The following is a 26630-nucleotide window of genomic DNA, read 5'->3' as shown; positions in this document are numbered from 1 at the left end:
TTACAATTCATGTTAATAGTTGTATATTAAATTTGTTAACTAAATGTTAATTAAAATTTAATAAAAAGTATTAAATTAAAAGGAGAAATATTTAATGGATAGTTTTTCTATTTTAAGCGGTCTAATAGGTGGACTAGGTATGTTTTTATACGGCATGAAGCTAATGGGTGATGGATTAGAAAATGCCGCAGGAGAAGGATTAAAAACAATACTTGAAAAATTAACTAGTAACAAATACATAGCAGTTTTAGTAGGTGCAGCGGTTACAGCTATAATTCAAAGCTCTAGTGCTACAACAGTAATGGTAGTTAGTTTTGTAAATGCTGGATTAATGTCATTAATACAAGCTGCAGGAGTAATAATGGGGGCTAATATTGGGACAACCATAACTGCCCAAATGGTATCATTTAATTTAGATGCTATTGCTCCAATATTTATAGGGGTAGGAGCTATAATATTACTTGTAGCAAAGAAAAAGAAAGTTAGAGATATAGCAAGTATTGCATTAGGCTTTGGGATTTTATTTTTAGGAATGAGTGCAATGTCAACAGCTATGAAACCTATAGCAGAAGCAAGTTGGTTTAAGGAGTTTGTTATTATAGTAGCAGACAATAGTATATTAGGTTTACTAGCGGGTCTTGGAATGACTGCTGTTGTACAAAGTTCATCAGCAACAACTGGTATATTAGTAGCTTTAGCAACAACAGGTTCAATAGATATGTACTTAGCATTCCCAGTAATATTAGGATGTAATATTGGAACGTGTGTTACAGCTATATTAGCATCTTTAGGAGCTAATAGAACTGCTAAAAAGGCAGCTTTAATACATTTATTCTTTAATACAATTGGAGCGATAATTTTCTTCCCATTTATAACTCCATTTATAAAATTAGTGCAGTCTACAGATCCAAGTGTAGCAAGACAAGTAGCAAATGCACATACTATATTTAATTTAACTGTAACTATTATACTATTACCATTATCAGGCTATTTGGTTAAGTTAGTAAATTTAATACTTCCAGGAGATTCTGAAATAGAAAAAGAAGGCGCTATATATTTAGATAAGAATTTATTAGAAACTCCAGTAGTAGCTAATGGACAAGTATTAAAGGAAACATTAAGAATGGCAGAAAAGGCTAAGAAGAACTTAATTCTAGCAATGGAAGCATTTAATGACAATAATGGTGAAGCAGTAGAAAAAGTATATAAAAATGAGAAGATTATAAATGCGTTAGAAAAAGATATAACGGATTATTTAGTTGAATTATCTCAATTAGAATTACCAGAAGCTGATATTAAATTATTTAGTTCTACATATCATGTAATAAATGATATTGAAAGAATAGGAGATCATGCTGAAAATATTGCTGACCTAGCAGTTGAAAAAATGAATAAAGGTGTTCATCTTGGAGATAGTGCTAAGGAAGAGTTAAAAATGATGTATGAAAAAACCATTAAGGCAATGGAAGTTTCAATTGATAATTATAGCAAGAAAAGTGGAGTAATTCCTAAGGAAATAGAAGTAATAGAAGAAGAAATAGATAATTTAGAAAAGACTTTTAGAGAAAATAATATAAAAAGATTAAATGAAAAGAAGTGTTCAGCAGCATCAAGTGTTATATTCTTAGATTTAATAAGTAATCTAGAAAGAATAGGAGATCATGCTAACAACATTGGACGAGCTGGGAAAAAAGATTAGAGTTTAGTGAAATGTAGGTAGAAATTTATTGAAGTGAATTTACTTTGGAGATTTCCACCTATTTTACTGCTTTTATATAATACAAATACATTTTTAGTTAGGTTATAATTATGCTATAATCTATGAAAGTGCAATAATATTGAAGGGAGGGATTAGGATAGCTACAATAAGAGATGTAAGTAAGTTAGCTGGAGTTTCAGTTGCAACTGTGTCTAGAGTAATTAATAAAAAGGGATATGTAAGTAAGGAAACGGAAGAAGCTATTCTTAATGCAATGAAGATGTTAAATTATACTCCTAATGATGTTGCTAGAAGATTAGCTGGTAAAAAGTCTAACACAATAGGACTTATTATACCCAATATTTTAAATCCGTTCTTTCCGGAAATTGCTAGAGCGGCAGAAGATACAGCTAATAAACTTGGTTTTAATTTAATTCTTTGCAATTCTGATAATAATAGAGAAAAAGAAAATCAATACTATGAAATGCTTATAAGTAAGCAAGTAGATGGAATAATCATTGCTTCATATACTGCAAAGCCTGAAGATTTAATAGCAATTATGGAAAAAAATATACCTGTAGTGGTACTAGATAGAAAGTACGACAAATTTAATATTCCTTCAATAAAGGTAGATGATGTATTTGGAGGAGAGCTTGCAGCTAAACATTTAATAGAATGTGGATGTAAGAAAATTGCTCATATAACAGGCTCTATGTATATTGAATCATTTCAAGAAAGACTGGAAGGTTTTGAAAAAGTATTGAAGGAAAATGATATATATAATCCACAACTAATAAAAACTACTGATGTATCATTAAAGGGTGGATATGAAGCAACTAAAAAATTATTTGAAGAAAAAAGAGAAATAGATGGGATATTTGCAGGAAATGATATTTTAGCTATTGGTTGTTATAAAGCATTAAATGATTTAGGATACAATATTTATAGTGATGTAAAACTTATAGGCTATGATGGGCTTGAATCTAATATAAATTATTTAGAAATATCTTCAATAGCACAACCTATGTATAACTTAGGAAAGTATGCCGTAGAGTTATTAGTAAAAAAAATAAAGAATGAAGAAGATATATTTAAAGAAAAAATTAAGTTAGATTTAGAAGTTGTAAAGAGAAAATCAACAATTGGAAAATAAACTAATTTTAAAATAACCATTTTAAAAGGTGGTTATTTTTTTTATATTAATTTAGGGGATTAAGTCTAAGAAATATTTTACAAATAATGAAATTAATATAAAAGTTTTCGTGTTTAAATTTAATTATTCATTAAATTCAGAAAAATATAAATAAAATATGAAAACATTTTCTAAAACTGTTGACATAAATAAAATATAGTGATAATTTTAATATATAACCGGTTACATATTTTAAGAATTTATAATTTATAAATTAGTTAAAGTATTGCAAATAAAGGCTTTATAGAAGATTAATTAATAGTGGAAGCGGTTAAAGTGGAGGTAGTTATGAAAAAAGTAGTAGTAGTTGGTAGCCTTAATATGGATTTAGTTATAGAAGTTGATAGAATTCCTAAAATTGGTGAAACCATTAAGGGCGATGAAATGAGTTATCTAATAGGAGGAAAAGGATCAAATCAAGCAGTTTCAGCTTGTAGGCTTGGAAATGATGTTAGTATGATTGGTTGTGTTGGTAATGATACATTTGGAGATAAAATTTTAAAGCACTTAAAAGAAGAAGGCGTAAATATAGATGGAATAAAATGTGATGAAGCTACTTTTACTGGAATAGCAACTATATTTAAAACAAAGGAAGATAATTCTATAGTAGTAATTCCAGGAGCAAATGATTTTTGTAATACAGATTTAATAGATGAAAACATAGAAACGATAAAATCGGCAGATATATTAATTGTTCAATTAGAAATTCCAATGGAAACTGTTGAATATGCATTAAAAATAGCTAAGGAAAATGGAGTTAAGACAATATTGAATCCAGCACCAGCAAGAAAGCTTAGCAAAGAAATATTAAAAAATGCAGACTTTATTACACCTAATGAAACAGAATTTGAAATAATAGCAAATAAGAATTTTAAAGATGAAAATGAGCTTGAAGAATCTATGATAGCTTGGCAAGCAGAAAATCCATTAACTAGATTAGTAGTTACTAGAGGCAAAGATGGTTCTTCATATGTAGAAGGTGATGAAGTTGAAACTATAAAAACTATAAAAGTAGACGTATTGGATACAACAGGAGCAGGGGATACCTTTAATGGATCTTTAGCTCATGGAGTAAGCCATAATTTATTAATTAGCGAAGCAGTAGCTTTTGCTGGAACAGCAGCATCGTTATCAGTAACTAAGTTTGGGGCCCAAACAGGAATGCCAAAACTTGAGGAAGTTAATAAAATTTATAACAAGAAAAAATGATTAATAAGAGATAAATCTTATATTCATTAGTAAAGAGAATATTTTAAAGTTTATTATTATTTAAAAGTTAAATATCAATTGGTAATTACAAAATAAAAAGTTGAAGGGACTGATTTTCTTGAATTTTACAAAAAAAATATCATTATTATCAATTTCATTTGTTCTAACTACAGCCTATGCGATTTCACCGGGTATTCCACTTATGATGAGAGATTTTCCAAATCAATCAGAAATGTCAATTCAAATGTTAACTACTATACCAGCTCTTTCTGTTATGATTATGGTTCTAATTAGTAGTTTAATTTCAAAGCATATAGGAAGCAAAACAACTGTTATTATAGGTCTTATTTTTATTTCTATATTTGGACCATTACCGGTTATTTTAAATAGTTTTCCAGTGATTCTGTTATGTAGATTGCTTTTGGGTGTAGGATTTGGTTTAGTAAATCCACTTGCTGTTAGTTTAATTAGTAAGTTTTTCAATGGTGATGAAAAAGCTACATTGCTAGGGTTTAGAGGAGCTGTTGAGAGTCTTGGACAATCAGCATTAACTTTAGTTGCTGGATACCTATTAACATTTGGATGGAGGTATTCATTTCTTGTATATTTAGTTGCAATTCCTATACTAATATTCTTTATGATTTTCATTCCAGATATAAGTAAAGAAGAAAAAGAAGTAAAACAAAAAGCCGAGATAAAAAATGAAAATGGTGTTAGAAAAAATACACTTAATTTAAACGTTTTAATGTTTGCGAGTGTTTTATTCTTTATAATTCTTACATATGTTGGCGTTAAGGTTAAATTATCTACATTAATTGTGAATAAAGGGTATGGAACTGTCGTAGATGCTGGACAAATTTTAAGTTTATTGACATTTATTGGAATGTTCGCTGCTATGTGTTTTGGTAAGTTTTATAAAATCCTTAAAAATAATTTATTAACTTTAGCTATAATAGTTATAGGTTTAGGGCAAATAATTGTAGGTTATTCAAATAGTCTAATAATGACATATATAGGATCGATATTAATAGGATTTTTCTATCCTCTAGTAGTTGCATTTATATTTAATATTTGTTCTACAATATCTAATGAGAATCAAGTTACTTTAACTACTTCAATTATGTTAGTTGGATGTAACACAGGAGCATTTTTAGCACCATATGGATTAAAATTGGTAAATTTAATAATTAGACAAGATAATCCAACATTAGTATTTACTATATATGGTTGTGTACTATTTGTAATAGCTATAGTTATTTATTATGTATTAAAAAATGTGCAAAAGAAGTACAAAGGTAGCATGGAGTAAAAAATAAATTTATTAATAGCATTTAATATAATTAAAATATTTTAAATAAGAAAGGATTGATTAAGTATGAAGAGGAAAGAAAAAATAATTATTGATACAGATCCTGGAATTGATGATGCAGCAGCTATTATTATTGCGTTAAATCATCCAGAATTAGATGTTAGATTAATTACAACGGTTATGGGTAATGTAAATGTTGATTATACAACAAATAATGCTTTAAAACTTGTTGAGTTTTGTGGAAAAGATGTTCCGATAGCACGTGGTGCTGATTCACCACTTATTAGGGAGTATGAAGATGCTAGCTATGCTCATGGTGAAACAGGAATGGATGGGTATAATTTTCCAGAGCCCAAAAAGAATATATTAAATGTACATGCTGTTGAAGCATTAAGAAATACAATAGAAATAGAAAAAGATCCAATAACTTTGGTAGCAATAGGAGCTTATACAAACATAGCTCTTCTAATAAAGCTATATCCTGAGGTCGCAAAGAAAGTTAAGAGAATAGTAATTATGGGAGGATCACTTTCTATTGGTAATACAACAAGTAGTGCAGAATTTAATGTTTATGCAGATCCACATGCAGCAGAAATAATGTTTAAATCTGGAATTCCAATAGTGATGGTTGGTTTAGATGTTACAACAAAGGCATTATTGTCATTTGATTCAGTAGTTAGCATAAAAGATTCTGGTCGTACTGGAGCCATGTTGCATGATATTTTTAAACATTATCGCTCAGCAACAATGACAAACGGATTAAGAATGCATGATGCTTGTGCTATATTATATTTAGTTCATCCTGAATTATTTGAAACAAAAGAAATGTTTATAGAGATATGTACAGAAGGACCAGCTATGGGAGCGACTGTTGGTGATATTCGAAATGCATACCATGATGGAAAAACAAATACAACTGTATGTACAGATCTTGATATTGATAGTTTTAATAATTGGTTTGTTGATTTCATTAAAAATATAGATAACTAAAAACAATATAAGGATGCAATAAGCGTAATTGTTAGTAATCTTACATCTCTTTATTCTTAGAAAGTTTATAATATATTTGAAAGTATAGAAAATCAGGAATAGGAGTATGTATTACTTCAATATCTTCAGTTGATAGTAGATAATCTTATAGAAAATACTTAACTGATATATATATTTCGTAGAAGATTAGAAAAATATCAATAAATAATAAACTAGGCTGTTGTCAATGAAGACTACAGTCTAGTTTATTATTTAGGGGAGAGAGTATATTAATATAAAAGTAAAAAATATGGTTAGTATCTATATTTTTGTACTATAATGATAAATATAAATAAAAAGTTAGTTTGGAGGTATAAAAAATGGAAAATAAGTATATAATATTTGATACACACGCCCATTATGATGATAACTCATTTGATGAAGATAGAGAGGCAGTTTTAAGCCAAATTAAAGAAAATGGTGTTGTAGGAATACTAAATTGCGCATCAAGTTATGAAAGTATAGAAAAAACATATAAATTAACTATAGAGAATGATTTTATTTTTGGAGCACTAGGTATACATCCAGAAAATGCAGATGAATTTAATAATGCTGTAGAGAAAGAAATTATAGAGTTAATAAATGAAAATAAAAAGATACTTGCTATAGGTGAAATAGGACTTGATTACTATTGGGAAGAAAATCCTCCTAAGGAAGTTCAAAAAGATGTTTTTAGAAAACAAATGAAACTAGCAGAAAAGTTAAATCTTCCAGTTATAATACATGATAGAGATGCTCATCAAGATACCTTAGAAATAATGAAAGAATTTCCTAATGTTAAAGGAATTGTTCATTGTTTTTCAGGAAGTGTAGAATTTGCTTTAGAATGTATAAAGCTTGGTTATTATATAGGAATTGGAGGAGTAGTAACTTTTAAAAATGCTAAAAAGGTAGTTGAAGTAGTTAAAAAAATACCATTAGATAAAATATTAGTAGAAACAGATGCTCCTTATATGGCACCTACGCCAAATAGAGGAAAAAGAAATAAGTCTGATTATATAGCATATATAATAGAACAAATTGCTCAAATAAAAGATTTAGAGCCTAAAGAGGTAAATATAGCTGTAAATGACAATTTTAAAAGGTTGATAGAAAGAGAGATATAAAGTAAAATTAAACAGTATATTAGAAAATTTTAACATATTTATTCACCGATGATAAAGTTACAAATAACATCTACTTTCAATTAAGAACTGTAAATTGCTATTATATTTATAATTTATATTTTAAGTATGCACAGTGCTGCATTTTGTACACAGTTTTATATTGCAAGAGGTCAAGTTTGACAAAAATGCTTATTTCAATTATAATGCAAAAGACGCTCTTGCCCAGGGGAGGAAGTAGAGATGGTAGAAAATTTTAAGAAATACCTGAAAAATAACTTTTCTAACGGTCCGAAGGCAAAAATACTGATAGGTGTAATAACAATTGCTATTTTATTATCAGTGACGTTGGTAAATATGAGAAAAACTATAACTATGAAGATAGACGGAAAAGAAGAGACATTTGTCACATATAAGAGGACTGTTAAAGATGTGTTGGATACTAAAGGGATTATAATTAATCTCAAGGATAAAGTTCAACCAGCTTTAAATAGTAATGTATCTGAAGGTGATACAATATCTATTAAAAGAGCTGTTTCAGTAGAGTTAACTATAGGAGATAAAAAAGTAAATATAGAAACTGCTGAAAACACTATAGAAGAAATGCTAAATGTAGAAAAAGAAGAACTTAAAAATCAAGGAATTGAATACAATTATGGAGTTGATGAAGTAACTCCAGCATTAAGTACTAAGATTGAATCTAATCTACAAATCAACTTAGTTAAAGTTGAAATTAAAAATGAATTAGCAAAAGAAGCTATTGATTATGATGTTATCGTAGAAGAGGATTCAGATCTTGATAGCGGTCTAGAAGAAATTAGACAAGAAGGAACAGCAGGAGAAAAAGAAGTTCTTTACGAAGTAGTTTATAAAAATGGTAAAGAAGTTTCTAAAGCTGTAAAAAGTTCAAAAGTAGTAGCTGAACCAGTAAATAAAATTGTTGCGCAAGGAACAAGAAGAGTCTTTGCAAGTAGAGATGGGCAACTATTAAATTATAAGAGCGTGCTTTACTGTGAATCTACTGCTTATAGTGGTGGCGGGGTAACAGCAACAGGAACTGTACCTGTAAGAAATCCAAATGGTATAAGTACTATAGCGGTGGATCCAAGAGTTATCCCTCTAGGATCACTAGTATATGTTGAGGGATATGGAAAAGCAGTAGCTGCAGACACTGGTGGAGCTATACAAGGAAATATCGTTGATGTATATATGAATTCTCAAGAAGAAGCATATAGTAGTTGGGGAAGAAAATATAATGTTCCTGTATATATTATAGCTTACCCAGGCGAATGGTAAAATAAGAGGATGCTCTAAAAGAGCATCCTTTTGTTTTAGTTATAATTGACATAATAAATATATAGAGATAAATTATTCTTAGGCGCATTTAGAAAGGAAGTTAATATTTTGATAAAAGAAGTTATTGTAGTTGAAGGAAGAGATGATATTACAGCTGTTAAACAAGCTGTAGATGCTGAAGTTATAGCAGTAGGTGGATTTGGAATAAATGCTAGAGTTATAGAAAGAATAAAAGAAGCACAAAAAAGAAAAGGTGTAATAGTATTAACAGATCCAGATTTTGCAGGAGAAAAAATAAGAAGTATAATTTCAAAAAGAGTAAAAGGCATAAAACATGCTTACATTGCTCAGGAAGATGGAATTAAAGGCGATGATATTGGTGTTGAAAATGCCACTCCAGAAGTTATTATAGAAGCTTTAAATAGAGCTAAGGTATCAGAAGAAGTAATTGAAGAAATATTCACATCTGAAGATATGTTTTATTTTAAACTTACAGGAGATATAAGTTCTAAAAAAAGAAGAATAATGTTAGGTAAAGAATTAGGAATAGGCTACGGAAATGCTAATCAAATGTTAATTAGACTAAATAAATATTCCATAAGTAAAGAAGAATTTATCAAGGCAATAGAAAAAATAGAAAAGAATATAGGAGGTATAGATAGTGGAAATTAAGGATGTTAAAACTGCTGAGTTAGTTAAAAAATATAATTTTAAGTTTTCAAAAAGTTTAGGACAAAATTTCCTAGTAGATGATTCAGTGCCAAGAGATATAGTTTCAGGTGCTGAAGTAGATGAAAATGATCTTATTATTGAAATAGGACCTGGGGTAGGTACTTTAACAGCTCAACTATTAAATAAGGCTAAGAAAGTAGTTGCTATAGAATTAGATAATGATTTAATTCCTATTTTAACTCAGGAAATTGGAGATAATCCAAAATTTGAATTAATACATAATGATGCATTAAAGGTAGATTTTAATGAAGTAATTGGTGATGAAAAGAGTGTTAAGCTAGTTGCTAATTTACCTTACTATGTAACTACGCCAATTATAGTTAAACTTTTAAAGGAAAATTATAATTTTAAATCTTTAACTATAATGATTCAAAAAGAAGTTGCTGAAAGAATGAATGCAGAACCAGGAAATAAAGATTATGGTTCACTTTCTTTATTAGTTCAGTATTATTGTGATACTAAAATAATAAGAAGAGTTCCACCACAATGCTTTATTCCAAGACCAAAGGTTGATTCTATCGTAATTAGATTAGATAGATTAAGTGAACCTAAGGTTAAGGTTGAAAATGAAAAACTATTCTTTGAAATAATAAGAAGCTCATTTAATATGAGAAGAAAAACTTTATGGAATGGTGTAAAGAATATAGGCTTAGCTAAGGAAAATTTAGAATTAGCTTTTGAGGAAGCAAGTATAGATCCAAAAAGAAGAGGAGAAACTTTAACTATAGAAGAATTTGCTACTCTTTCTGATAAAATAAATAAATATTTAAAAATGAAATAAAGAATAACTCGTGAGAATTTTGGCATAAAATACAATAATCTCACGAGTTTTATTTTTAACATATTTAGATATGAAAAGCATATAATGTAATGAATTAATGTAAAATGGAGGTTCTAGAGGTTTGTCACAAGTAAACAAGTTATATAGAAATTTTATTATTTTACAAGAAGATGAAAGAGGTTATACAAATTCTAATGACAAAACCTTATCTGGATATTCTAAGATAGAAGCTAAGGGGGATGTATGTAAAATATCTTTTTATGCTCAAAATCTAAGGAAGGATGATGAGGAATATTGTATTTTTGCTATTTGTAATAAGAAGGATACAAAAAAAATAATTAATCTAGGAAAAATAAATATTTCAGATAGTGGTAAAGCAGAAATAACAAAAGAGTATCCTTTAGATAATGTAGGGGGCTTAGGAGTATCTTATGATAAGATATCTGGAGCAGCAATAGGAAAAATGAAAAATAATGTTCCTATAATAATTATGTGTGGATTTATTAATGGAGAACAACCAGGAGATAGTTGGAAAAATTATAAGGTTGAAAAATGTGCTCCAGGTAAGTCTAAGGATAAAATGGAGTATATTAAAAAGGAAGAGAAAAAGAAGAAACATAGAGGAGAAGAAATAGATAATATAGTAGTATCTGTAAATTTAGAAGAGGAAATAACGGAACCGATAGTAGAAGAAGTAATTGAAGAGAGAAATGTTGATTTAAATGAAGAAGAGGAAAGCGTAGAAGTAGAGGAAATAAAAGATAATAAAGAAGATTTAGTAATAGATGAAAATGAAACAAGAGATTCTAAAGAGGAAGAAGAAATAATAGATGAAGATAATCCTTTTAAGGATAAAGAGTGTAATGAAAATCCATTTGATGTAAAAATTAAAGATAATCTATATGGAATTGAGGATTTAAATAGAGGTTATTTAAAAAATAAATTTGATAAGTATGAGGAAGAATTAGAAAACACTAATGAATTTAAAATAAAAGGAAGTGTTGGAGAATACTTTGAAGGTTTAGTAAGTGGATTTGAACAGTGTAGAGATAAGTATGAAGAAATTAAATATTGTAAGTGGTACAAGGTTCCTGTAAATGACTTACATGAAATGTGCAACATGTCTAACTACAATAGATATGCAGTAGCATTTTATCCTATGCTTAACTATTATCCATATATAAGAAAATATAAACACTTTATGCTAGGATATAAATGTGATAAAGAAGGAAATTTAAGATATATTGTATATGGAATTCCAGGAATGAAGAATAAGGATGAACAACCTTATGAAGGAAAGACAGGATTTGTAACATGGGTTAATGAGGAAGATAGGGATGGAGTAGGATGTTGGTTGATGTTCTATGATTTTAAAAATTCAACTGTTGTTGTACCTATGGAATAATGACAAGGGATAAATGTACTTATAAATCCCAATGAGTATATTTAAGAATAAGAAGTTATATACCATCACCCTACTGGTAGTCCTTATGTTTACAATAATCCTGATGAGTCAGTTTTTTGTTAAGGATATTAAACAATATGCGTTATCAAATAATAATGCTGAAAGGTTTAATATGCATATATTGAGAGAGGGAAAATATAGTTTTTTATTACCAGAAGGATGGACTATAGAAGATGTAAATAATGATGATAGTGATATTTTTGTTAGTTTTAATAAAGAAGATAGGATACATGGGAGTGTGACTATTATAGAAGAGAACTTAAAAAAATCTTTCAATGATATCACTAATGAAGAAAATAATATTAAAGTATTTGATGAAGATTATAAATGGTATGTTATAACATTAAAGAAAGATAGTTATACAAATAAATACTATCTTAGAGATTACTCAGAGGGAAAAGTTCTTATATTACAATTTTCTTATAAAGATATTAGGGAAAAAGAAAGTATAAAGATAGTTTTTAATGAGATTGCAATGAGTTTTAACTGATGGAACAATATAAGATTTGCCATTAGAAGGCTAAAGTATTATAATTTATTTATAATTGGGAGAAGTAATTACTTCTCCTAATTAGCTATTAAGGATTGTAGGAAGACCTTTATAGAGGGGAAGGATATTATTGAAAAGGACAATTAAAGTTTTAGTTTCTATGTTATTAGTAATACTATCACTAAATTTAACATCTTGCGGAGTAATAGATAGTATAAAAAGTAAGTTTAAAAGAGGAAATGATTATTTTAATAATGTAAATCAAGTAGATCAAATAAGTATTCAGAGTATTAGGGATAAATCATTTAAATTTCTTGTAACAGATGATCAATCTATTGAGGAGATGTATAATCTTTTATCTAAAGCAAAAGAAAGTGATAAAAAATCTGATTTAGATCCAGATTATATATTTGAGATAAAGATGGGGGAAGAAGTTAAAAAGTTTAATTATGTAGTTGGTGCACATGAAGGTAATTTCTATGATGATGAAATGAGTTTTACTGTTTCAAAAAGACTAGATGAAGGATTACTTCAAAACCTATCTATAATAAGAAAGCCTAGAGAATTTGAATACATATATTATGAGCCTATACTTGATGTAATTAAAAACTTAAGTGAAACTTTAGATTATAATAATAGCAAGATAGGAGTAGATATTAAAGATGATGTAGATTGTTTAAAATATATATTTTCTACAGACTTAGAGAGCTTTTTAAAGAAAGCAGAAAAAATTGCTCCTAATATACAAATAATAGATAATAATGAAAGTGATTTCGATATTATAATAAGGATTAAAAATAGAGGGCATAGCACAACTCAATATAAGAGTAATATAACAGTTGAGGTTAAGGATGACAGTCAACATTATTACTATTATGTAGTTGGAGAAAATGAATATAAAGAATGGAATATTAACATCTATACGGAAGATGATCTTCCTAAGGATGTAGAGAAAAATTGGTAGGAGGGTTTTTTATGTCAAGTTGTTCGACTTGTCCAAGTCAAGAAAAATGTAGTTCAAAGTTAACTCTTGGACCACAAGGTTGTGGAAAATTACAACCAAAGTATGGAGTAATTAAAAATGTTATAGGAGTAATAAGTGGTAAAGGTGGAGTTGGTAAATCTACAGTTACTGGGATATTAGCTAGTACATTAAGAAAAAAAGGATATAAAGTTGGAGTATTAGATGCGGATATTACAGGACCATCTATGCCGAGATTTTTTGGAATTAATGATAAAAGAGCTAATATAGAACCTTTAGATGAAAATAATTTTAAATATTATCCAGTATTATCAAAAGGCGGAGTTAAGGTTTTATCTATGAATTTACTTATTCCAAAAGAGGATGATCCAGTAGTTTGGAGAGGGCCTATAGTAACTAGTGTTTTAACACAATTATTTACTGATACTGTTTGGGAAGAATTAGATTACTTATTAATAGATATGCCACCTGGAACTTCAGATATAACTTTAACAGTTATGCAAAGTTTCCCTATAACTGAACTTATAATAGTATCTACTCCACAAGATATGGTATCGATGATAGTTAAAAAGGTTATAGCTATGGCTAATAAGATGCCAGTTCCTATAAGAGGTGTTGTAGAAAATATGTCTTATATAAACTGTCCTGGATGTGATACTAAAATAAAGGTATTCAGTAAAAAATCTGCAGAAGAGCATGCTGAATACTTAGGAGTACCGTTAATAGGTGAATTACCTATTAATACTGATTTAACTGAAGCTTTAGAAGAGGGAAATGCTGAAGAATATGTAGTTAATAATGATTTATACTCATTAATTTTTGAGGGATTATATTAATATTGCACATAAAAGCCAGTCTTAAGGGAACAATATAATTGAATTAATTATAAAGGGGAGGAATAGCTATGAAAGCTCATGTAGATAAAGATACATGCATCGGTTGTGGATTATGTCCATCTATCTGTGAAGCAGTATTTGAAATGGACGACGACGGAAAAGCTGTTGCTAAAAATCCTGATGTTCCTAGTGATAATGAAGATGAAGCTAAGGACGCAGAAGCAAGTTGCCCAGTAAGTGCAATTAGTGTATCAGAGTAATAAAAAAAGATGCTTATGAAGCATCTTTTTTTATTTAGAAGAAATCCACTAATTTATCTTGAATAATTTTAGGTCTATTATTTGGAGCATAACTAATATTATTTGAATCTATATCAATAGTATCTCCAATATTTAAATAGCTTGAAACTTGATTTAAAGGAAGCTTTATTATAGTATCATCCTCTAATGCAACAAAAGCTTCAAAAAAGTTATAATCAATTATCTTTCCCTTCAAAACAACACCACCTATAAATTTATAGTGTTATTTTGTGCTTAAGATAGAAATTTAATTCAGTATTATAGATATTTATATAAATCCTTATATATAATTTTAAAAACTTTTAAAGATTCTTCTATTTTAGGTTTTAATAAGGATTTTCTAATTTTATACTCTTCAATTCCTTTAGGTGTAAGGGAATATATTTTTTGAAATTTTTTCTTAGGATCATCCCATTCACCAATTATATATTCTTCTTTTTCTAGTTTTTTTAATATAGGATAAATTCCTCCGGTACTAGGGATCCAAAGTCCATTAGTTCTTTCGCCTATTTTAGTAGCAATATCATTTCCATTAGATGGTTTAATACTAAGAATATGAAGAACATATATTGGTAATAATCCTTTGGTAAAAACTTGCCCAACATATTCTTTTTCTTTTTGAATTTTTTTTAGTTCAGCAAGCTTTTCCTTATACTCTTGATGCAGTCTTTTTTCTTCTTCTTTTATATCTTCTATACTGCTTAAGTGAAGGTTAAACTCATCCATATTACATTACCTTTTGTATTGCTAGCCCAAGTAAACCAGGTCCGCCATGAACTCCTAATGCAGGACTAATTTGAGATATATCAAGGCTTACAATATTATCTAAACCTTTTAATGATTCTAAAAATGTTTTAGCTTCATCTAAAACTCCTCCATGAAGAACCCAAACTTTACAAGGAGATTCAGCAAGAGCTTCTTTTAACAGGCTTGTAAGTTTTGAGATAGACTGCTTTCTTCCTCTAGCTTTACAAACAGTATAATAAACTCCATCATTATCAACAGTAACTATAGGTTTTAAGTTTAATATATCACCAATAGTTCCAGCAACTTTACCTATTCTACCACCCTTTATTAAATATTCAAGTGTGTTAATAGTAAAATATCCTATTATATTTTTTCTTATTGTTGGAAGTAATTCAACTATTTCATTAAAACTCTTACCTTCTTGGATTAAGTTTGCAACTTCTAATGCTACTATTCCTTCAGGCATAGCTAGAATCTTTGTATCAAAAACATGAGATATTAATTTAGGATGATCTTCTAATGTTAATCTTATAGAATTAAATGTTCCAGATAAACCACTAGAAATAGTTACAGCAATAACATGAGTATATCCTTCTTCTTCTAAAGAAACTAATATTTTTTCTAAATCCTCTGTGCTAGGAAGAGAAGTTTTAGGAACCTCTTTTTCTAAATTGTTGTAAATTTCATCAGCAGTTATATCTATTTTATCCTTATATTCTCCATGAGAATAAGAAACTCTCAGTGGAAGTAATTTTATGTTTTTTTCTTTTATGGTTTCAAGAGATAGATCGCAAGCGCTATCAACTATTAATGCTATTTTATCCATAATATCCTCCTAATGTATAGAAATAATTATAAGTCAATTATATCATAACTAATAACTATATCAATATTGATATAGTTATTAGTTATGATATAGTTCTATTTTAGTACATGGATTATGAATTTATTCAGCAAAAACTTTAAATCAAAAAAAGTAATAATTTTATATTACAGAGAAGGTTAAATTATCTTTAGTATAAAATGAATTTTGTCAAAAGTTAAATAATAAGAAAAATACCTTTAGTTAGAAATATATACCATAAAACTTCGACATATCTATAGCATTCTTAGTTTTTATAAATTGAAAAGAATATTTTAAAGTAATATAATGAATACTAGTGTTATACAATATATAGTACTTGGGAGGTATAAAATATGCTATATGTAGTAAAAAGAGATGGAAGAGAAGTTCTCTTTGATTCTATAAAGATATCTAATGCTATTAAGAAGGCTGGATATGAAATTGGGGAAAAGTTAAAGGAAAGTGAAGTATTAGAAATTGTACAAAAAACAATAGCTTATATTGAAGAGGAAAAAAAAGAAAAAATAACAGTAGAAGAAATTCAAAATATAGTAGAGAAGGCTTTAACTAATAAGGGGTATGAAAATATAAAGTTTGCCTACTATAATTATAGAAGAGAAAGAACAAAAGTTAGAGAAATAAAATCAGATTTAATGAAAGCTATTGAAAAAATAGGAGTAGAAACAGATAGGGATAATGCTAATGTTGGAAATAATTTTAGTTCTAAGTTATTAAGAATAGCATCAGAATCTAATAAGTGGCACAATTTATCTATAATGCCAAAGAAACTTGCAAAGGCTCATGAAAATGGAGATTTATATTTTCATGATTTAGATAGTTATAATTTAACTATTAATTGTTTGCATATACCAACTAAAGAAATTTTGGAAAAGGGATTTAATACTGGATATGGCACTATAAAGGCTCCAAAAAGAATAGAAACTGCAGCAGAGCTTTCTTGCATTTTACTTCAATCATCTCAAAATGATATGTTTGGTGGACAATCACATCCGGATTTTGATAATGACTTAGCTATATTTATTGAACCTACAAGAGAAGAAATAAGAAAAGAACTTATAGAGTTAGAAATTAATGAAGATAAAATTGAAGATTTAGTTGAAAGAAGATTAAGAAAAAGGGTTCATCAAGCTATGCAAGGTGTTGTGTACAATCTAAACACAATGCATTCAAGAGCAGGTTCTCAAGTTCCCTTTAGTTCTATTAATTTAGGAATACCTAATTCAGATGATGCAGCATTAATTTGTGAAATTTTCTTAAAGGAATACGAAAAGGGGTTAGGGAAGGGCGAGCAACCTATATTTCCAAATATAATTTTTAGAGTTAAAGAAGGTGTAAATAGAGAGCCACAAGATAAATATTATTATTTATACCAATTAGCTTGTGAAGTTGCGGCTAAAAGAATGAATCCAACTTTTATGAATATAGATGCAGATTTTAATAAGGAATATTATGATATGGGATATATGCCAGCAACTATGGGATGTAGAACATATTTAATGAAAAATGTTAATGGTGAGCCTGGTTGCAAGGGAAGAGGAAATATAGCTCCAGTAACAATTAACTTACCTAGAATAGGTATGCAGGCAAAAGGTAATTTAGAAGAGTTTTTTAATATATTAGATGAAAGATTAAGTTTAGCAAAAGAATCCTTACTTCATAGATATAATGTATTAAAGAATCTTAAGGTGAAAGATTTACCTTTTGTAGCAGGGCAAGGATTATTAAAAGGTTCAGAAGGTTTGTCTGAGAATGATTCAATTGAAGCAATAATTAAGCAAGGTACTTGGGGGATCGGATTTATTGGATTAGCAGAAACTTTAATTGCTTTAACTGGTCATCATCATGGAGAAACGTCAGAAGCAAGAGATTTAGGATTAAAAATAATCACTCATATAAGAGAATTTGTAGATAGAGCTACAGAGGAAACTAGTTTAAATTGGAGTTGTTATGCTACTCCAGCAGAAGGTCTTTCAGGTAAATTTATAAAGCAAGATAAAAAGATATTTGGTTTAATAGAAGGAATAACTAATAAGGACTATTACACTAATAGCTTCCATATTCCAGTTAAGTTTCCTATATCAATAAAAGATAAGATAGAAATAGAAGCACCTTATCATAAGCTTTGTAATGCAGGACATATAAGTTATATTGAAGTTGATGATAGACCTTCAGGTGAAGTTATAATGGATATATTAAATTATGCTTATAAGAATACCAATATAAGTTATTTAGGAGTTAATTTTCACATAAGGTATTGTAAAAGTTGTGGAGAGTATTTAAATAGTAATGAAAGAAGTTGCCCTAAATGTAATAGTGAAGATATTCAAGGAGTTTCTAGGGTTACTGGATATTTAAGTTTAGATGAGAGGTTTGGACCTGGAAAATACGAAGAAAGGGCAGATAGAATTTCTCATTCAGGAAACAAAAAGAACTATAATATAGTTTAATATATGGATAGAAATAGCAAGCTTTTATTTAAGAAGATAATAGCTTGCTATTTTGTTATATGCAGGAATAAATATTTTTATTGCAGAAAATTGTAAAAAATTCATGTAAAAAATTATTTAGAAAGAAAAAAGTGAAATAAAAATTATATATCTTGCAATTTTTATAAAAATCAGATGGTTTCAACTTGTTTCGAATTACTATATATGGTAAAATTATTTTAATATTTTCAAATAAAGTTAATTTTTGTTGGGGCAAGCTATTTAGCAAAAAGTAATAAATGTATTAAAGGGGGAAGCTTATGTCAATTATAAATTTAAAGGATGGCAAAGAAATCTTTATTGTAGATACTACATTAAGAGATGGAGAACAAACAGCAGGAGTTGTTTTTGCTAATGATGAGAAGGTAGCAATAGCTAGTATGTTAAGTGATCTTGGAGTTGATCAGCTAGAAGTTGGAATTCCAACTATGGGTGGAGATGAAAAGGAAGCTATAAAGAGAATTGCAAAAAGAAATTTAAAATCTAGTATTATGGCTTGGAATAGAGCTGTAATTAAGGATATAGAACAATCAATAGATTGTGGAGTAGATGCAGTAGCTATTTCTATTTCTGTATCAGATATTCATATTCAACACAAACTTAAAACATCTAGAGAATGGGTGTTAGAAAATATGGTTAAATCAGTTGAATATGCTAAGAAAAATGGATTATATGTATCTGTAAATGGAGAAGATGCTTCAAGAGCAGATAGAGAGTTTTTAATTAAATTTATTGAAACTGCAAAGGAAGCAGGGGCAGATAGATTTAGATATTGTGATACTGTTGGAATAATGGAACCTTTTAAAATATGTAGAGATATAGAGTATCTTTATGAAAAAACTAATTTTGATATAGAAATGCATACTCATAATGATTTTGGAATGGCAACAGCAAATGCCATAGCTGGAATTAGAGGTGGAGCTTCTCATGTGGGTGTAACAGTTAATGGACTTGGGGAAAGAGCTGGTAATGCTGCACTAGAGGAAGTTTTGATGGCATTAATGTTTGTATATAATTATGATGGAAAAATAGATACTACCATGTTTAGGGAAGTTTCTGAATATGTATCAAGAGCATCGGGAAGAATTCTTCCAGCATGGAAGGCAATAGTTGGGGATAATATGTTTGCTCATGAATCAGGAATTCATGCAGATGGTGCAATAAAAAATCCTAAGAATTATGAAGCTTTTGATCCTGGAATAGTTGGACTTGAAAGACAAATAGTTATAGGGAAGCATTCAGGAAAAGCTGGAATAATAAATAAGTTTAAGGAATATGGAATTGACTTAGATGATTATTCAGCTCAAGGAGTTCTTGATTTAGTTAGATCAACTTCAGTAAATCTTAAAAGAAGTTTATTTGATAAGGAGCTTGTACAAATATATAAGGAATTTCTAAGATTAAAATCAGCAAATATTAATTAACAAGGGGGCTATTAGGAATGGGAGATAATTTAGTTTACAAAATACTAAAAAACCATTTAGTTGAAGGAACAATTGAAACAGGAAAAGAAATAGGAATTAAAATAGATAGAACCTTAACTCAAGATTCAACAGGTACTATGGCATATTTACAGTTAGAAGCTATGGGAATAGACAAAGTTAAAACAAAAAAATCTGTAGCCTTTATAGATCATAATATGCTACAACAAGGTTTTGAAAATGCTGATGACCATAAATTTATTCAAACTGTAGCTTCCAAATATGGAGTTTACTTTTCAAAACCAGGTAATGGTATATGTCATCAAGTATTTTTAGAAAGATTTTCAGTGCCAGGAGATACGCTTATAGGTTCTGATAGCCACACTCCTACTTCAGGCGGAGTAGGTATGCTTGCTATGGGAGCAGGTGGATTAGATGTTGCATTAGCTATGGGAGGAGGAGCTTACTATATAAATACACCTAAGGTGTGCAAAATAAATTTAATTGGTAAGTTACAACCTATGGTTGCTGCAAAGGATATTATATTAGAAGTTTTAAGAAGATTAACAGTTAAAGGTGGAGTTTCTAGAGTTTTTGAATATGCTGGTGAAGGAGTAAAGACACTTTCAGTACCAGAGAGAGCTACCATTACTAATATGGGAGCTGAACTTGGTGCAACTACTTCAATTTTCCCAAGTGATGAAAAAACATTAGAATATTTTAAAGCTCAAGGAAGAGAAGAAGATTGGATTGAATTTAAGCCTGATGAAGATGCAGTTTATGATGAGGAAGTTACTATAGATTTAAATGAACTTAAACCTTTAGCAGCAAAACCACATAGTCCTGATAATGTGGAAGAAGTAGAGAGTATAGGAAAAATTAAAGTGGATCAAGTAGCTATAGGAAGTTGTACTAATTCTTCTTATGAAGACTTAATGAAGGTAGCAAAAATATTAAAGGGTAAAAAAGTTCATAGTGATGTTAGTTTAGTAATAGCTCCTGGATCAAGACAAGTTATGGAGATGATTGCTAGAAATGGTGCTTTAGGCGACATTATAAGTGCTGGAGCAAGAATATTAGAAAACTCATGTGGACCATGTATTGGAATGGGGCAAGCACCAGGAACAGATGGAGTATCACTAAGAACCTTTAATAGAAACTTCTATGGAAGAAGCGGAACATTAACAGCAAAAGTTTATTTAGTAAGTCCAGAAACAGCAGCTGTTTCTGCTATAAATGGATATTTAACAGATCCAAGAGAATGTAATATAGATATTAAGATAGAAATGCCAAAGGAATTTTTAATAGATGATTCTATGATAATAAAACCTGCTGAAGAGGGAGAAGATGTAGAAGTAGTAAGAGGGCCTAATATTAAGCCGTTCCCAGTAAATAAACCATTAGGTGAAGAAGTATCAGGAAAAGTATTAATAAAGGTAGAAGATAATATTACTACAGACCATATTATGCCTTCAAATTCAAAGTTATTACCTTTTAGATCTAATATACCTTATTTAGCTGAATATTGTTTTAATACAGTAGATGAGGAATTTCCTAAACGTGCAAAGGAAAACAATGGTGGAATAATAGTTGCAGGAAATAATTATGGACAAGGATCTAGTAGAGAGCATGCAGCACTTGCACCATTATATTTAGGTGTTAGAGCTGTAATTGCAAAATCCTTTGCTAGAATTCATAAAGCAAATCTTATTAATAATGGTATTATACCAATGGAATTTGAAGCAGAAGTAGATTACGATAAGGTTGGACTTTTAGATGAACTTGTAATAACTAATATACAGTCAGCTTTAGTTAATGGTAAAGCTATGATTAAGAATGTAACAAATGGAACTTTCTTTAATGCATATATTAACTTATCAGAAAAGGAAATAGAAGTAATAAAAGCTGGTGGAAGATTAAATTACGTAAAAGTAGCAATATAGTTTTTATATAAACAGTATGTAGAAGGATAATTTTACATACTGTTTATTTTTGGTTAATATGTATATGTATTATAAATTTAGTTGGAAAGGAATAATTATGAGAAAAAGATTAAGTGTTGTATTGGTTATTTTTGTGTTATTTGGAATAGGGTTATTTTCAATTAATAAGTTAAAAAACTTAAAAGAGAATAGTGATAAGACTACATTAAGTGATGCAGTGGAAGAAGAAAATACAGATAAAGAAGAGAATATAAATAGTATAGAAATAGCTGCTATAGGAGATATTCTAATTCATGTAGAAATATTAGAAACACAATATGATAAAGAAAGTTATAGCTATGATTTTAAAAATACTCTTCAATATGTAAAAGATTATTTAAGTAATGTTGATTTAACTATAGCAAATTTGGAGGGAACATTAGCAGGAGAAGATAATTATGGTTTTTCAGGATATCCAAGCTTTAATGCACCTGATGAATTAGCAGATGCTATGAAATGGGCAGGAATAGATGTTGTTAATAATATGAATAATCATTCCTTAGATAGAGATGTTAAAGGATTTTATAGAACTAGAGAAGTATTAGAAGATAAGGAATTTGATGTAATTGGAACTAGAGGTTCAGAAGATCAAGACAGATATATAATAAAGGATGTTAAGGGGATAAAGGTAGGGATTACATCCTATAGTTATACTATGACTTGTGAAGGAGGAGTTAAAGGATTAAATGGAATTCCAATTTCAAGTGAAGTTTTTCCTTTAATGAACACATTTAGAGATGATACTCTAGAAGAAGATTTTCAAAATATGAAGGAACAAATAGATAAAATGAAGGCTGAAGGTGCAGAAACTATAATATTTTATATGCACTGGGGAGAAGAGTATGAGTTAGAGCCAAATGAAACTCAAATAGAAATAGCTAAGTTTTTAGCCAATAATGGAGTGGATATAATTTTTGCAACACATCCTCACTCATTACAGCCTATAGATATTATAAAAACAGAGGATGGATTAAAAGAAGTTCCTGTTATTTATTCAATGGGAAACTTTTTATCAAGTCAAAGAACTGAAAGAATAGAAAATCCTTATACAGAAGATGGAGTAATAGTTTTTGTAAAAATAAATAAAAATGAAGATACTGGAGAAATAAAAGTAGAATATCCAACATATATGCCAACTTGGGTAAATTGGTATGGAAAAGATGACAAGCTATTTTATGAAGTTGTACCAGCAACTATAAATGATGCAGAATACTTAACAGAAGAGGGAAAAAGTAGAGTTGTAGAATCTTTAAATAGAAGTAAGGAAATAATTGAATCCTTTAGTGATAAAATAAAGATAAAAGAGTAATTAATTTATTAGTATAAAGTTAGTTTTGAAAAAGAATCTATACGTAGAAATTTGGATTAAGATTAAAAGGGGATGGAATAATTGAAAAAAACAATTAGATTAGCGGGAATAGCATATGAGAGTTTAGTGAACGGACCAGGAGTGAGAAGAGTATTCTTCTCCCAAGGTTGTAATCATAATTGCAAAGGGTGTTTTAATACTGAAACACATAGCTTTGAACTAGGTGAAGAAAAAGATATGGATGAATTAATAGAAGGAGTTACAAATAATCCATTTGTAAAGGGAGTAACCTTTAGTGGAGGAGATCCACTAGAACAAGCAGATAAATTTTCATATATAGCTAAAGAATTAAATAATAAAATTAAAGATAGAGATTTTAATATATGGTGTTATACAGGATATAAGTTTGAATATATTATAGAAAATTTAGATAAAAGAATAGGCTGGAGAGAACTTATAAATAATATTGATGTTCTTGTAGATGGTAAATTTGAAGAAGATAAAAAAGAAGAAGGATTAAAGTTTAGAGGTTCAAGCAACCAAAGAATTATAAATGTTAAAGAGAGTTTAGAATCTGAAAGTATAATACTTTTAGATTTATAGAGAGTGGAACAGATATTTTGAGAATATAAATAATTATATAATTTGAAATATATTAGTTTTAGTAAGCTCACAAGGGGGAATAATGATGTGGTCTGAAAATAGGGGCATTGAGAGTTATATATTTTTCGCTATATTTCCAATAGTAATAAATATTTCAACTAATGCTATATATTTTATAAGTGGAAAGTCGTATGAAGTAATAGAAATAATTAATGAGTTTAATGGGTTTACTTTATTTACACTACTTTTTTGTTGTATAGTTAATTTTTTTACTAAGGATAGGAAGCTATCAGATGATGAAATAAAAGTTATTAATAAGAAAATGTATGGTATGAAGCTATTAAATATAGTTTTTATTGGATATATAATATTTACAATTTTTATTGTGAGAAACGTTAGTATAATGGTTTCAGCATTAATTATGTATATTGGATATATAAATTTCTATATGTTCAAAAGGAGAATAAAAATAGGGAGTATACTTTCTAAGACTCAAAAAAATTGGAGAGAATTTCATAATAAACCTTCTTATGAGGATATTAGCTTATTGTGGAGAATTAAACCAATGATAACACCTCATGTCTCAGTAAGATTTACTGAGAGAATTAAACATATTAACTTAATTGGATTAATATTTATATTACCATTATTTGGTGATATTGATTTAATAGCGATACCTATTATGATTATTATTTGTATGTTTTCTATTTCAGATTTCTTATATCTTATAGATGCTATTTTAGGATTATATACAGAGACTGAAGGAATATGCACAGGTATTGTAATGAAAGAATCAAGTAGACCAAGAAGGACATCTTACGAAGTATATGCTACTGATTTTTTTAATGAAAGAGAAGTTAAATTTAGAGTGTATGATTATTGTAAGTATAATGAAAATGATGTTATTAAGATTATCCATGGAGGACTATCTAAGAAAGTTATAGAAGCAAAGATAGTAAGTAAGAATTTTATGTAATATGAAAACCCTAATAACTAAAGGGGGTAAATGTACAACTAACGTAGTTATCATACTAAAGAAACTCAAAATAATAAAATTGACAATTTTAAATATAATATGTATAATTTTAGTAATAAATTTTAGGAGGAAGTTATGAATATGCTTGGTATTATTAAAATAAATTTAATACATCATCATTACTAGAGACTTGGTCTGTTTAAATGCAGATACAAGTCTATTGATGTTAGGCTTGTATCTCTGGTAATGATAAATTAAGTGTAATCATAATTTATTTTAGCCATGTAGGATATTAGCCTACATGGCTTTTGTTGTTTTAAAAAGAATTATAGGAGGATTGAAATGAAAAGGAATGTAATAAAACCAACTATTTTACCAGGATTTATGGAACTATTACCAAAGGAACAAAGAATATTTAATGATATAGTATCAAAAATAACTAAGGTATATGAGGATAATGGATGTTTAGCAATAGATACTCCAATTATAGAAAAGGCGGAGGTATTACTAGCAAAAACAGGAGGTGAAACAGAAAAGCAAGTATATAGTTTTGAGAAAGGCAAAAATAACTTAGCACTAAGATTTGATTTAACAGTTCCTTTTGCTAGATATGTTGCTCAATATTATAATGATATGACTTTTCCATTTAAAAGATATCAGATAGGTAAGGTATATAGAGGAGAAAGAAATCAGAGAGGCAGATATAGAGAGTTTTATCAATGTGATGTAGATATTATTGGAAAGGATAAGTTGAGTATAAATAATGATGCATTAGTTATAAGTTTAGCTTCAAAAGCCTTTAAATCAATAGGGTTAAAGGATTATAGGTTTCAAATAAGCAATAGAAAGATATTAAAAGGAATATTAAATGAATTACAGATAGCCAATGTTAATAAGGTTATGATATTAATAGATAAATATGAAAAGATAGGGAAAGAATTATTTTTATGTGAATTAGAAAAAATTATTGGTGCTGAAAAAAGTAAGTATTTAAATAGAGTATTAGATATAAAAGGTACGAATAAGCAAATAATGGAGAATATTATAAAGCTTAATTTAAAAGATAAGTATTTTATTGAAGGAATTGAAGAATTAAATAAGATATATTCTACATTATTAATGCTAGGGGTAGAGGAACAAGAGTTTGAAATAAACTTAAAGATTATAAGAGGATTAGATTATTATACAGGAACTGTTTTTGAAACTATATTATCAGGAAATGAAAGTTATGGATCCATTTGTTCAGGAGGAAGATATGATAATTTAGCTGAAAACTATACAACTAATATATTACCTGGTGTTGGGATATCAATAGGATTAACTAGATTGTTTTTTGTTTTAAAGGAAATTGGATTTATAGAAAAATATAAAATTGATAAAAGATTAGATTATTTAATAATACCAATAGGAGATACAATGGAATATAGTTGTGAGGTAATGAGAGCATTAGAGAATAAAGGTTTAAGTTGCACTATATATTTTGAAGAAAATTCTTTAAAGAAAAAATTAAGTTATGCTAATAAAATAGATGTTAGGAATGTTATCTTAATTGGAGAAGAGGAGGTTAAGAGTAAAAAAGTTAAAATAAAAAATATGCTTTCAGGGGATGAGATAATTATAGATAGTATAGAAATATTATAAGAAAAGCTCGGTATAAGTAAGCATTAAGGAATCCTTAAAATAAAATCGGATATCAAAATATATGAGTTTGATATCTGCTTTCTAAGAGCGTTTATTTAGTTTTAGAGCTATTGGATTTAAACTAATATGTTACAAAAGAAAAAATCAATAAAACTTATATAGAATTTTACTAAGGAGA

General features: G+C 28.4%; 24 protein-coding genes. 21 read left to right on the top strand and 3 right to left on the bottom strand.

The window, feature by feature from the left end; all coding sequences use genetic code 11:
- The first annotated feature begins 94 nt into the window (after positions 1-94).
- The 14 genes from H9660_RS06955 (at position 95) to H9660_RS06890 (ending at position 14383) form a co-directional block, all read left to right on the top strand.
- Positions 95-1699, top strand: a complete 1605-nt coding sequence (locus H9660_RS06955) for a Na/Pi cotransporter family protein (RefSeq protein ID WP_191749645.1) — start codon at positions 95-97, stop codon at positions 1697-1699.
- Positions 1700-1838: 139 nt separating this feature from the next.
- Positions 1839-2852 (top strand): LacI family DNA-binding transcriptional regulator, encoded by a 1014-nt coding sequence (locus H9660_RS06950; protein WP_191749644.1) that lies wholly within the window; start codon positions 1839-1841, stop codon positions 2850-2852.
- Positions 2853-3179: 327 nt separating this feature from the next.
- On the top strand, positions 3180-4100 hold the full coding sequence (gene rbsK, locus H9660_RS06945) for a ribokinase (RefSeq protein ID WP_191749643.1): 921 nt from the start codon (positions 3180-3182) through the stop codon (positions 4098-4100).
- Positions 4101-4218: 118 nt separating this feature from the next.
- Positions 4219-5409, top strand: coding sequence for an MFS transporter (locus tag H9660_RS06940; protein ID WP_191749642.1), 1191 nt, complete (start codon positions 4219-4221; stop codon positions 5407-5409).
- 66 nt (positions 5410-5475) lie between these two features.
- Positions 5476-6399 carry a ribonucleoside hydrolase RihC gene (rihC, locus tag H9660_RS06935; RefSeq protein ID WP_191749641.1) on the top strand — a complete coding sequence of 308 codons (924 nt, stop codon included), beginning with the start codon at positions 5476-5478 and terminating at the stop codon, positions 6397-6399.
- A gap of 359 nt (positions 6400-6758) precedes the next feature.
- Positions 6759-7544, top strand: a complete 786-nt coding sequence (locus H9660_RS06930) for a TatD family hydrolase (RefSeq protein WP_191749640.1) — start codon at positions 6759-6761, stop codon at positions 7542-7544.
- Between the two features lie 240 nt (positions 7545-7784).
- The gene (locus H9660_RS06925) at positions 7785-8837 is read left to right on the top strand and encodes a G5 and 3D domain-containing protein (protein WP_191749639.1); all 1053 of its coding nucleotides are present in this window, start codon (positions 7785-7787) and stop codon (positions 8835-8837) included.
- Positions 8838-8945: 108 nt separating this feature from the next.
- Complete coding sequence (rnmV, locus tag H9660_RS06920) at positions 8946-9509, top strand: ribonuclease M5 (RefSeq protein WP_191749638.1); 564 nt, start codon at positions 8946-8948, stop codon at positions 9507-9509.
- Positions 9499-10350, top strand: a complete 852-nt coding sequence (gene rsmA / locus H9660_RS06915; protein ID WP_191749637.1) for a 16S rRNA (adenine(1518)-N(6)/adenine(1519)-N(6))-dimethyltransferase RsmA — start codon at positions 9499-9501, stop codon at positions 10348-10350. The genes rnmV and rsmA overlap by 11 nt, the downstream gene beginning before the upstream one ends.
- Before the next feature lie 121 nt (positions 10351-10471).
- Positions 10472-11755 carry a DUF7922 domain-containing protein gene (locus H9660_RS06910; RefSeq protein WP_191749636.1) on the top strand — a complete coding sequence of 428 codons (1284 nt, stop codon included), beginning with the start codon at positions 10472-10474 and terminating at the stop codon, positions 11753-11755.
- Between the two features lie 85 nt (positions 11756-11840).
- Positions 11841-12305 carry a hypothetical protein gene (locus H9660_RS06905; RefSeq protein ID WP_207729433.1) on the top strand — a complete coding sequence of 155 codons (465 nt, stop codon included), beginning with the start codon at positions 11841-11843 and terminating at the stop codon, positions 12303-12305.
- Between the two features lie 130 nt (positions 12306-12435).
- Positions 12436-13269: a YhfM domain-containing protein gene (locus tag H9660_RS06900; RefSeq protein ID WP_191749634.1), complete on the top strand. Its 834-nt coding sequence runs from the start codon at positions 12436-12438 to the stop codon at positions 13267-13269.
- An 11-nt stretch (positions 13270-13280) separates the two neighbouring features.
- The gene (locus tag H9660_RS06895) at positions 13281-14123 is read left to right on the top strand and encodes an Mrp/NBP35 family ATP-binding protein (RefSeq protein ID WP_191749633.1); all 843 of its coding nucleotides are present in this window, start codon (positions 13281-13283) and stop codon (positions 14121-14123) included.
- A 68-nt stretch (positions 14124-14191) separates the two neighbouring features.
- Positions 14192-14383 carry a ferredoxin gene (locus tag H9660_RS06890; protein WP_191749632.1) on the top strand — a complete coding sequence of 64 codons (192 nt, stop codon included), beginning with the start codon at positions 14192-14194 and terminating at the stop codon, positions 14381-14383.
- 34 nt (positions 14384-14417) lie between these two features.
- Here the strand turns inward: H9660_RS06890 and H9660_RS06885 are convergent, their stop codons facing one another.
- The 3 genes from H9660_RS06885 to H9660_RS06875 form a co-directional block, all read right to left on the bottom strand.
- The gene (locus H9660_RS06885) at positions 14418-14618 is read right to left on the bottom strand and encodes a hypothetical protein (protein ID WP_191749631.1); all 201 of its coding nucleotides are present in this window, start codon (positions 14616-14618) and stop codon (positions 14418-14420) included.
- Between the two features lie 62 nt (positions 14619-14680).
- Entirely contained in the window at positions 14681-15148 is a 468-nt protein-coding gene (locus H9660_RS06880) for a PadR family transcriptional regulator (RefSeq protein WP_191749630.1), read from the bottom strand.
- Position 15149: 1 nt separating this feature from the next.
- Positions 15150-15995, bottom strand: a complete 846-nt coding sequence (locus H9660_RS06875) for a DegV family protein (protein ID WP_191749629.1) — start codon at positions 15993-15995, stop codon at positions 15150-15152.
- Positions 15996-16366: 371 nt separating this feature from the next.
- Here H9660_RS06875 and H9660_RS06870 point away from each other — a divergent pair, with 371 nt between their 5' ends.
- From H9660_RS06870 to hisS, 7 genes are all read left to right on the top strand, one after another.
- Positions 16367-18481 carry an anaerobic ribonucleoside triphosphate reductase gene (locus H9660_RS06870; RefSeq protein WP_191749628.1) on the top strand — a complete coding sequence of 705 codons (2115 nt, stop codon included), beginning with the start codon at positions 16367-16369 and terminating at the stop codon, positions 18479-18481.
- 299 nt (positions 18482-18780) lie between these two features.
- Positions 18781-19944: a homocitrate synthase gene (gene nifV, locus H9660_RS06865; protein ID WP_191749627.1), complete on the top strand. Its 1164-nt coding sequence runs from the start codon at positions 18781-18783 to the stop codon at positions 19942-19944.
- A 17-nt stretch (positions 19945-19961) separates the two neighbouring features.
- Complete coding sequence (locus tag H9660_RS06860) at positions 19962-21884, top strand: aconitate hydratase (RefSeq protein WP_191749626.1); 1923 nt, start codon at positions 19962-19964, stop codon at positions 21882-21884.
- Positions 21885-21981: 97 nt separating this feature from the next.
- Positions 21982-23232, top strand: a complete 1251-nt coding sequence (locus H9660_RS06855) for a CapA family protein (protein WP_191749625.1) — start codon at positions 21982-21984, stop codon at positions 23230-23232.
- Between the two features lie 81 nt (positions 23233-23313).
- Positions 23314-23835, top strand: a complete 522-nt coding sequence (gene nrdG / locus H9660_RS06850; protein ID WP_191749624.1) for an anaerobic ribonucleoside-triphosphate reductase activating protein — start codon at positions 23314-23316, stop codon at positions 23833-23835.
- Positions 23836-23917: 82 nt separating this feature from the next.
- Positions 23918-24811 carry a hypothetical protein gene (locus H9660_RS06845; protein WP_191749623.1) on the top strand — a complete coding sequence of 298 codons (894 nt, stop codon included), beginning with the start codon at positions 23918-23920 and terminating at the stop codon, positions 24809-24811.
- Positions 24812-25153: 342 nt separating this feature from the next.
- Entirely contained in the window at positions 25154-26452 is a 1299-nt protein-coding gene (hisS, locus tag H9660_RS06840) for a histidine--tRNA ligase (protein ID WP_191749622.1), read from the top strand.
- Positions 26453-26630 lie beyond the last annotated feature (178 nt).

It is taken from the genome of Clostridium gallinarum, assembly GCF_014836325.1.
In the GTDB taxonomy this organism is placed as follows: domain Bacteria; phylum Bacillota; class Clostridia; order Clostridiales; family Clostridiaceae; genus Clostridium; species Clostridium gallinarum.
This window is presented reverse-complemented; position numbering and strand designations above follow the sequence as displayed.

Bases quoted from the DNA above. Each gene is read 5' to 3' on its own strand.
- H9660_RS06955 (WP_191749645.1), top strand. From the start codon at position 95: ATGGATAGTTTTTCTATTTTAAGCGGTCTAATAGGTGGACTAGGTATG.
- rbsK (WP_191749643.1), top strand. From the start codon at position 3,180: ATGAAAAAAGTAGTAGTAGTTGGTAGCCTTAATATGGATTTAGTTATA.
- rihC (WP_191749641.1), top strand. From the start codon at position 5,476: ATGAAGAGGAAAGAAAAAATAATTATTGATACAGATCCTGGAATTGAT.
- H9660_RS06930 (WP_191749640.1), top strand. From the start codon at position 6,759: ATGGAAAATAAGTATATAATATTTGATACACACGCCCATTATGATGAT.
- H9660_RS06925 (WP_191749639.1), top strand. From the start codon at position 7,785: ATGGTAGAAAATTTTAAGAAATACCTGAAAAATAACTTTTCTAACGGT.
- H9660_RS06905 (WP_207729433.1), top strand. From the start codon at position 11,841: ATGTTTACAATAATCCTGATGAGTCAGTTTTTTGTTAAGGATATTAAA.
- H9660_RS06895 (WP_191749633.1), top strand. From the start codon at position 13,281: ATGTCAAGTTGTTCGACTTGTCCAAGTCAAGAAAAATGTAGTTCAAAG.
- H9660_RS06890 (WP_191749632.1), top strand. From the start codon at position 14,192: ATGAAAGCTCATGTAGATAAAGATACATGCATCGGTTGTGGATTATGT.
- H9660_RS06880 (WP_191749630.1), bottom strand. From the start codon at position 15,148: ATGGATGAGTTTAACCTTCACTTAAGCAGTATAGAAGATATAAAAGAA.
- H9660_RS06875 (WP_191749629.1), bottom strand. From the start codon at position 15,995: ATGGATAAAATAGCATTAATAGTTGATAGCGCTTGCGATCTATCTCTT.
- H9660_RS06870 (WP_191749628.1), top strand. From the start codon at position 16,367: ATGCTATATGTAGTAAAAAGAGATGGAAGAGAAGTTCTCTTTGATTCT.
- nifV (WP_191749627.1), top strand. From the start codon at position 18,781: ATGTCAATTATAAATTTAAAGGATGGCAAAGAAATCTTTATTGTAGAT.
- H9660_RS06860 (WP_191749626.1), top strand. From the start codon at position 19,962: ATGGGAGATAATTTAGTTTACAAAATACTAAAAAACCATTTAGTTGAA.
- H9660_RS06855 (WP_191749625.1), top strand. From the start codon at position 21,982: ATGAGAAAAAGATTAAGTGTTGTATTGGTTATTTTTGTGTTATTTGGA.
- H9660_RS06845 (WP_191749623.1), top strand. From the start codon at position 23,918: ATGATGTGGTCTGAAAATAGGGGCATTGAGAGTTATATATTTTTCGCT.
- hisS (WP_191749622.1), top strand. From the start codon at position 25,154: ATGAAAAGGAATGTAATAAAACCAACTATTTTACCAGGATTTATGGAA.